Annotated in this window: 2 protein-coding genes and 1 pseudogene; all 3 read left to right on the top strand. The window is 67.4% G+C overall.

Translation table 11 applies throughout. From position 1 onward, the window contains the following. Positions 1-414 precede the first annotated feature (414 nt). Positions 415-2,244, top strand: a complete 1,830-nt coding sequence (locus ACZ5XS_RS45630; protein ID WP_468661621.1) for an IS481 family transposase — start codon at positions 415-417, stop codon at positions 2,242-2,244. A gap of 186 nt (positions 2,245-2,430) precedes the next feature. Beyond that, positions 2,431-2,958, top strand: coding sequence for a hypothetical protein (locus ACZ5XS_RS45625; protein WP_468661620.1), 528 nt, complete (start codon positions 2,431-2,433; stop codon positions 2,956-2,958). Between the two features lie 81 nt (positions 2,959-3,039). Beyond that, positions 3,040-3,169: pseudogene (locus ACZ5XS_RS45620) on the top strand (IS701 family transposase); the annotation flags it as partial.

Below are 3,169 nucleotides of genomic sequence, written 5' to 3'. Positions count from 1 at the left end.
CACTGCCTCCAGCGCCGCCAGCTGTTCGACGAACACACCGCGTTCCCCACCGAACTCGCTGCCGCCGCTTGACGCGTTGGCATCGTGAGGTGTCTAAAGCCGTGGAGCCGACCGCCCCAGCCACAGAGGGTGTCTCCCACTTCATGCCCGCATGCACGTAGCGCGCCGCCGGGCGCGGCCAGCCGGGGCGCAGACAGGAGGCAGGCCGCGCCGCTGAGGCGGCGCGCGCCCGCGCCGTGCGCGGGCCTTGATGAAGTAGGGAAAGTTCTACCGCGCCCTCGTGATCGCTTGTGTCCAGTCCCGGGAGATGCTTGACACTTCGATCCCAGCTGATGGTTGACGGTGGCCGTGATCGGCTTTGCTGTGCGCGTCGTTGCGGTGCGTGTGGGGAGGCCGGGATTGGCGCTGGTGGAGTTGTCGGTTGTCGAGCAGAGATACCGGGCTGTCCTGGCGGTGCTGGCCGGTGCGACGGTGACGGAGGTCGCCGCTCAGTTGGGCGTCTCGCGGCAGACGGTCAGTGGGTGGAAGTCGAGGTATGAGGCTTCGGGCCTGGCAGGGCTGGTGGACCGGTCGCGTAGGCCGGCCTCGTGCCCGCATCAGGCTTCTGCCGAGGTGGAGGCGGCTGTGTGTGAGCTGCGGCGCAAGCATCCTCGGTGGGGTCCGCGGCGGATCGCTCATGTGCTGGAGCGGTCCGGGGCGGTCACGCCGGTGCCGTCGCGGATGACGGTGTATCGGATCCTGGTCCGTCATGGGCTGGTGGAGTCGGGGGTTCGGCGCCGGAAACGGTCGGATTACAAGCGCTGGCAGCGGGACCGGCCGATGCAGTTGTGGCAGATGGACATCGTCGGCGGGGTGATGCTGGTCGACCCGGTGACCGGGGAGTTGTCCGAGGTCAAGGTCGTGACGGGTGTGGATGATCATTCCCGGTATTGCGTGGTCGCGGCGGTGGTGGAGCGGGCGACAGGGCGGGCGGTCTGTGCGGCGTTCGCCCGGGCGATGCAGAGGTTCGGGGTGCCGGAGGAGGTGCTGACGGACAACGGGAAGCAGTTCACCGACCGGTTCGGGCAGGGCGGTGAGGTGTTGTTCGACCGGATCTGCCGGGAGAACGGGATCGCGCACCGGCTGACCCAGCCGGCGTCGCCGACGACGACGGGCAAGGTCGAGCGGTTCCATCAGACGCTGCGGCGTGAACTCCTCGACGACTGCGGGGCGTTCGAGAGCATTGAGGCGGCTCAGGCGGCTCAGGCGGCCTTGGATGTGTGGGTGGAGGAGTACAACTCCGTCCGGCCGCATCAGGCGCTTCAGATGCAGAGCCCCTCGGACCGGTTCACGCCTGTTCCGGAGCAGGAGCGGGAGGTGCTCGGCCTGAAGGTGCCAGGGGCCCTCGCGCTCGTCCCGCAGCAGCGGACGGCCCCAGCGGAGGTGGCCCCGGCCGCGGAGTCGGCTGAGCCGGTCGCGGCCGTGCCCGAGCTGCCGGATCAGGAGCCGGTTGGCCACCTGCCGGTGGAGCATGGCGGGCCGGTGGAGTTCGAGCGGGTGGTGCCTGCGAGTGGGAATCTGCAGGTCGCGGGCAAGCAGTTCTGGCTGGGCCCGGCCCGCTCGGGCCTGACAGTGACGTTCTGGGCCGACACACAGGTGATCCACCTGCTGATCGCCGGGTCGCGGATCAAGTCGGTGCGGTCGCACCTGTCGGTGGCGGACCTGGCCCAGCTGGCAGCCCGGGGTGGGCGTGCGGCGGGGCCGTCGCCGCTGCCGGCGGGTGACGGTGCTGCGTTCGAGGTGGACCGGACGGTGAACAACCACGGGCTGGTGGGTCTGGGCGGGCGCCAGGTGCTGGCGGCGGAGATTCTGGGCGGGCGCCGGGTGAGCGTCCGCATCGACGAGGCCACGCTGTCGTTCTTCGACCCGTCCTCGCGGGAGTTGCTGCGAGTGCGGCCCAACCCGCTCACCAGCGAGGAAGTGCAGCGGTTGCACGGCCTGCGGCCCGCGGGCCCGCCGCCCCGGCCCCGGGTGGAGCCGGTCCGTGTCCAGCGGCGGGTAAGCGCTGTGGGCACGGTCATGGTCTGCCGACAGACTGTCTCCCTCGGCCGACCCTACGCAGGTCAGACGGTGACCGTGCATGTGTCGGACACGACGATCAGCGTCGAGCTGGACGATCAGGTCCGCGTCATCCGGCGCACCACCGACATCCCCGTCCGCAACGTGAAGGCGAACAAGCCCTACAAGGTTTCCGATGTTGTCTAGGCCCACCGTCAAGCATCAGCTGGGACCAGAACGTCAAACATCACCTGGGACTAGACATGCGGCGATCATTAACTGTCCGGTCCCGGTAGATCCTTGAAGTTGGATCCCAGCTGATGTTGACGCCGCTTGCCTCGGCTTGGGCGTATCTCTCGACAGGCAACGTGATCGTTCTGGCAGGATCCTGCCATGGGGAACACCTGTGCGTGGCCCGTGCTGCGGACCGCAGATCTGGCCGAGGCGTTGACGCTCGCGGAGAAGTTGCTCGCGATTGCGTTCTGGTACAGGCCTGACGGCTGCTATCTGGAGGCCTGGGCACGCGATGAAGACGTGCTCCGGCGCCTTACCGAGGCTCTGCCTGATGCGAGGGTTGAGCTTTACGGGGAGGGGCATACCGCCTTGCCCGCAAATGTGAGCCTAGGTGTATCGGATCTTGCGCAGGCGAGCGACGCTCTAAGGGCCTGGGCAGACATCACCAGGTGCTACGTCCTGTGGCACGACCTGAAGTGGCCAGCCGTTCCGGAGCTTGGGCTGAACGAGGAGTACAAGTACGCCGAGTTGCAGGTCGCGTGCAACAGCCACACCATCCACTGTGACGAGTGGGCAACTGAGCACACCGTCTTCATTCATGCACGACCCGGCCACGATGCACGAGCTGCATGGCTGGCCGCGCAGGCCGGCGCCCGAGTCGTCGGTCCCCCCGAGGAGGGGTGGTAGCTGACTGCGTCTGGCGGGAGATCGTCTAGTAGTGCTTCGTTAGGTCTTTGCGTTCTCACTGATCAAGAGCATGTTGGGAGTGTGGACAAGCATGAAGTGAACCGATTACGGGCTGTGTTGGGGCTATTCGTGGAGGATGTGTTCGCCTCGGTGCCGCGCAAGGATCAGCGGGCCAAGGGTCAGTGCTATCTGCGGGGGCTGATGCTCGATG

It is taken from the genome of Streptomyces sp. NPDC033131 (assembly GCF_055578365.1).
Note: the sequence above shows the minus strand (reverse complement) of the source record. Positions and strands in the feature narration are given on the sequence as shown.

What these genes read in the sequence shown, in the direction of transcription:
- ACZ5XS_RS45625 (WP_468661620.1), top strand. Translation starts at nt 2,431, where the DNA reads ATGGGGAACACCTGTGCGTGGCCCGTGCTGCGGACCGCAGATCTGGCC.